Source organism: Aeromonas sp., assembly GCF_050633025.1.
Classification (GTDB): Bacteria; Pseudomonadota; Gammaproteobacteria; order Enterobacterales; family Aeromonadaceae; genus Aeromonas.
This window is the reverse complement of record NZ_JBODRQ010000193.1, coordinates 1-4,553: the sequence shown is the minus strand read 5'-3', so window position 1 is coordinate 4,553 and position 4,553 is coordinate 1. Positions and strand designations below refer to the sequence as shown.

Sequence of the window (4,553 nt, the reverse complement as noted above, 5' to 3'; positions counted from 1 at the left end):
GGCAGACTGCCCAGCCCCGGCATGGTCATGATAGGGCCCGCCAGCGCATAGACGAACCCGGCACCGGCGCAGAGCTTCACCTCGTCGATGGGCACCTCGAAATCGGTCGGCACTCCCTTGAGAGCGGGGTCATGGCTGATGGAGAGCGGCGTCTTGGCCACGCAGATGGGCAAGTGATCCCACCCTTCGGCGGAGAGCTGTGCCAGCTGATGGCGGGCTCTGTCGGAGAGCTGCACTCCGCGGCCGCCGTAGCCACATTCCACCAGAGTCGCCAACTTGGCATCGAGGCTCATCTCGTCGGGGTAGAGCAGTTTGACTTTGCTTGGCTGCTCGCAGGCGGCGACCACGGCGCGGGCCAGCTCGCTGGCACCGGCACCACCCTGGGTGAAGGCGTTGGAGATTGCCGTACCACAGGCACCGGCCTGCTGCGCTTCATGGGCCAGCAGCGCCAGCTCGGCCTCGCTGTCGGTGGGGAAGCGGTTGATTGCGACCACTACCGTCATCCCGTAGCGACGGGCGTTCCGGATATGCCAGGCGAGGTTGGCGCAGCCCTGCTTGAGGGTTGGCAGATCTTCCCCTTGCAGGCTGGCTGGCAGCGGTTGGCCCGGACGGATATCGAGCAGGCCGCTGTTGGCCTTGAGGCCGCGCACCGTGGCCACCAGCACCACGCAGGCCGGGGTAATGCCGGATTGGCGGCTCTTGATGTTGAAGAACTTCTCCAGCCCCATATCGGAGCCAAAACCCGCTTCGGTCACCACATAGTCGGTCAGACCAAGGGCGATGCGATCGGCGATCACCGAGGAGTTGCCGTGGGCGATATTGGCAAAGGGGCCCGCATGCACCAGCACCGGCGTCTGCTCGGTGGTCTGCATCAGGGTCGGCTGCAGCGCATCCTTGAGCAGCACCGTCATGGCGCCCGCTACTTCCAACTGTTCGGCGGTAATGGGCTTGCCGTGAATATCGCGGGCCAGCTGGATGCGGCCGATGCGCTGGCGCAGGTCTTTCAGATCGCTCGCCAGCGCCAGAATGGCCATCAGCTCGGAGGCTGCGGTGATGACGAAGCGATCGCTGCGTTCCACACCATCGGCAGCGCCCCCCTGTCCTATGGTGAGGTGGCGCAGGGCGCGGTCATTCATGTCGAGGGTGCGTGGCCAGAGAATGTTGTCGGCATCGATATCGAGCCGCGGCAGGCCGGTTTTGGCGGTGAACTCTGCACCCAGTTTCTGTTCGTGGAACAGGCGGGCATCGAGGGCAGCCGCCGCCAGATTGTGGGCCGCAGTCAGAGCGTGAAAATCGCCGGTGAGGTGGAGGTTCATCTCCTCCATCGGCACCACCTGGGCGTGGCCGCCACCTGCGGCCCCCCCCTTGACCCCGAATACCGGCCCGAGGCTCGGCTGGCGGATGGTAGCGATGCTGGGTTGACCGATATGATTGAGCCCCATGGAGAGGCCAAGGGTAGTCACCGTTTTCCCTTCACCTAGCGGGGTCGGGGTGATGGCGCTCACCAGTACCAGCTTGCCGCTCTGTGTGGGTTGAGATGTGAGCAGGTCGAGGCTGAGCTTGCCTTTGTAGTGGCCATGAGGGATGAGCAGGTGCTGGGGGATGGCGAGGTGTTCGGCCAGCGCGTGGATTGAGAGACGGGGGGACTGGCGGGAGATCTCGATATCGCTTAGCATCAGCACCTCGTTGGCATATCGGGGTAAAATATGCGGCGCAGTCTAGTGGAATATAACGGGTAATCCAATGAAGAAAACGATTTTATTTGGTAGTGGTGAGTTTCGTCAGGATCCTGTTCTGCTGGATCTCAACGAACTCTATCATCCTCCGAAGCAGCCCATCACGGTGCTGGGCATGGTCAGTGCGTTGGTACCGCTGTTTGGTTTCGGCTGGCAGGCGATGACTCAGGACCCCGAAACCCAGCTGCGCCATGAGATCCGCAAACGGGTTAACAAGCACAAGACCGATGAGGCAAACCTCATCCTGATCCTGCAGCTGGCCGCCATGTTCGATTGCCCCGAGCTGGAGGTGGCGCTCCCCTATGCCCTCGGTGAGTCACAGTTGTCGGTGATCCGCACCCGTTTGCCACGCTGGCAGCTGCACCTCGAGCAGGAGCGTCTGCGAGCCAAGCTCACCCCTGTTGCCGCATCCACCATCGCCCCCGACCAGCGTTAGGTTCCAAGCCGGGCCAGCAGGCCGTACCCTCTGTTCTGGCCATCAGGTCGGTGTATCCCACTGCTGTGGGGCGAGATAGCGCTCCGGCACGAACGCGATAAAGCAGTGCACCTTGGTCGAGACAAAGCGGCGGTGCGGATAGACTGCATAAAGTCCCACATCTCCCTTGTCCTACTCGGGCAGCAGGCTGACCAGCTGTCCTGACCGCAGGGCCTCCCCCACGATAAAGGTGGTCCACCCTGGCTTTTTCGAGCTGGTGAGATCCTTGCTCGGCGGCCTCTATGGCATACCGGAAAAGCATGGCAGTGGCTGCAGCTGGTGATTGGCATTGATGGCCGCTTGCTGATTGCCCTTTTGGCCGGTGTTCTGGCCGGTGTGCTGGCCGCTTTCACCGGTTTTCGCGCCCTGCTGGAGTGGGTTTTGCGTGACAAACCCTGGCCAGTGCGTTGGGGGGGCTGATCTTGCTCGCCACGGCGGGAACCGGACTCAGCCTCTGTGGGGATGGTCTGCTGCTTCTTTATACTGATTTTTGCATACAAAACAGTCAATTACAGTCATTTTTGCATACTCGCTCATACTCTTGGCAGATAATGATTGAGCCTCATATGTGTTTAAGATAAAAAGGATTTTCATTTTATTTGGACACATACAGAACCCGGCAGAGCCGGGTTCTGTTTGCCTGTCTTGCAGCACCACTTCCCGGGGCAAATTAAGGAGGCCACAGTTGCGCAGTCAAGGATCTGAGCATCTGTTTTTTCGCCATTTTACCGGACAGGGACGGATCGACGGTCTCTGCATTCTGCTGGTCACTCACCTGCTGCCCGATCGCCCCCGTTTTATCGAAGCGCTTTCCCAGATTGGGCGGATTGGCGCCATTTTGCCCAAACCAAAATCGGTACATGACCAGACTATGGAGTGGGTATCCCAACACTATCCTGTGCTGCCCCTCAACCGGCGCTGGACCAATGATCCCGACAGCCTCATTCAGCAGATTGCACCGCTGGTGGCCCCTCACGAGCGGTTGCTGATCCTCGATATAGGCGGTTACTTTGCCAAAACCCAGGTGATCTTGAGTGAATACTTCGGCCCCCGTTTCCTCGGGGTGGTGGAGATGACCGAGAACGGCCATCAGCGCTATGAGCAGGAGGTGCTGGCGACCCCGGTGGTGTCGGTGGCACGAAGTCCCCTCAAGCAGGCCGAGGATATCCAGATTGGTTTGAGCGTGGTCTACTCCGCCGAGTCGCTGGCCCGCACCCTCAACCGTACCTTTAACGTCTGCGAAGCCGTGCTGTTTGGCTATGGCAAGGTCGGGCGCAGCATCGCCCGCGACTTGCGCTGTCGCAACCTTCATCTCGGGTTGGTGGAGACCGATGTGTTGCGACAGGTGGAAGCGCTCTCTCACGGTTTTCGCCTGATCACCAAGGCCGAGGCGTTGAGCCGTGCCGAGCTGGTGATCTGCTCTACCGGCAATGGCTCGCTGGACCTGGTGGATCTGCAGGCGCTGCGCCCCGGCACCATGGTGGCCTCGGTCACCTCGGCTGACGACGAGTTCGCCTTCTCGCTGGCCCAGTTGCCGTGGCCGAGCGAAGAGGTGTGCCCCCATGTACTGGCTCTCAACCGGCCGGATGGTACCCAGATCTACCTGCTCAACCGGGGCGAGGCGGTCAACTTCGTCCATGGCGCCGTGATTGGCGAATATGTCTATCTGGTGCTGGCGGAGATAATGGAAGGGATCCGGATGCTGGCGGCAGGCCCTCTTGCTCCCGGCCTGTTCGAGCTGCCAGAATCGGCGATGCGTACCATTGCCCGCCATTGGCTGGCCGATTTTCATGGGGTTGATCAGCACTGATTTGACCAAACCGGGATCGGCTATTGGGCGGCGGTACGCCACTTCCCGCCATTGGCCGCTTTTTTTATGGAGTCACTCATGACCGAGTCTGAAACCCTGATCAGCAAACCCCGCATCGAAATCCGCTACTGTACCCTCTGTCGCTGGATGCTGCGCGCCGCCTGGTTGGCGCAGGAGCTGCTCTCCACCTTCGACAGCGATCTGGGAGAGGTGGCGCTGGTGCCGGCCAGCAAGGGGGAGTTTCGCATTCTGGTCAATGGGGTGCAGGTGTGGGATCGGGTGGTCGATGACGGCTTTCCCGAGGCCAAGGAGATCAAGCAGCGGGTACGCGATGTCATCGCCCCTGAGCGGGATCTCGGCCACTCGGATCGCAAGGCGGCCGACTCATCGGTGCAGCCTTGAGCTCCCCGATAGATAACACCTGGTTTGACCAGACAAGAGAAGGGAGACGCATGCCTCCCTTCTCAGATTATCGGTCAGATTGATACCTGATAGCTTGTCGTGGCTAACCGCGCCAGGCTGCGGTGAGGCG

General features: G+C 60.8%; 4 protein-coding genes and 2 pseudogenes. 4 read left to right on the top strand and 2 right to left on the bottom strand.

Features of this window, described 5'->3' with window-relative positions:
- The coding region (locus ACRAUW_RS16920) for a formate--tetrahydrofolate ligase (protein ID WP_431363210.1) at positions 1-1,676 on the bottom strand (1,676 nt) is incomplete at its 3' end.
- 67 nt (positions 1,677-1,743) lie between these two features.
- On the opposite strand from ACRAUW_RS16920, the gene ACRAUW_RS16915 reads away from it, so the two are divergent.
- Positions 1,744-2,172 carry a hypothetical protein gene (locus ACRAUW_RS16915; RefSeq protein ID WP_431363209.1) on the top strand — a complete coding sequence of 143 codons (429 nt, stop codon included), beginning with the start codon at positions 1,744-1,746 and terminating at the stop codon, positions 2,170-2,172.
- Between the two features lie 42 nt (positions 2,173-2,214).
- Here ACRAUW_RS16915 and ACRAUW_RS16910 read toward each other — a convergent pair.
- A pseudogene (locus tag ACRAUW_RS16910) lies at positions 2,215-2,403 on the bottom strand (LysR family transcriptional regulator); the annotation flags it as partial.
- A gap of 75 nt (positions 2,404-2,478) precedes the next feature.
- Here ACRAUW_RS16910 and ACRAUW_RS16905 point away from each other — a divergent pair.
- From ACRAUW_RS16905 to ACRAUW_RS16895, 3 genes and pseudogenes are all read left to right on the top strand, one after another.
- Positions 2,479-2,698: pseudogene (locus ACRAUW_RS16905) on the top strand (hypothetical protein); the annotation flags it as partial.
- 198 nt (positions 2,699-2,896) lie between these two features.
- Positions 2,897-4,021 carry an adenosylhomocysteinase gene (locus ACRAUW_RS16900; protein WP_431363208.1) on the top strand — a complete coding sequence of 375 codons (1,125 nt, stop codon included), beginning with the start codon at positions 2,897-2,899 and terminating at the stop codon, positions 4,019-4,021.
- Between the two features lie 78 nt (positions 4,022-4,099).
- Positions 4,100-4,423, top strand: coding sequence for a SelT/SelW/SelH family protein (locus ACRAUW_RS16895; protein ID WP_431363207.1), 324 nt, complete (start codon positions 4,100-4,102; stop codon positions 4,421-4,423).
- Positions 4,424-4,553 lie beyond the last annotated feature (130 nt).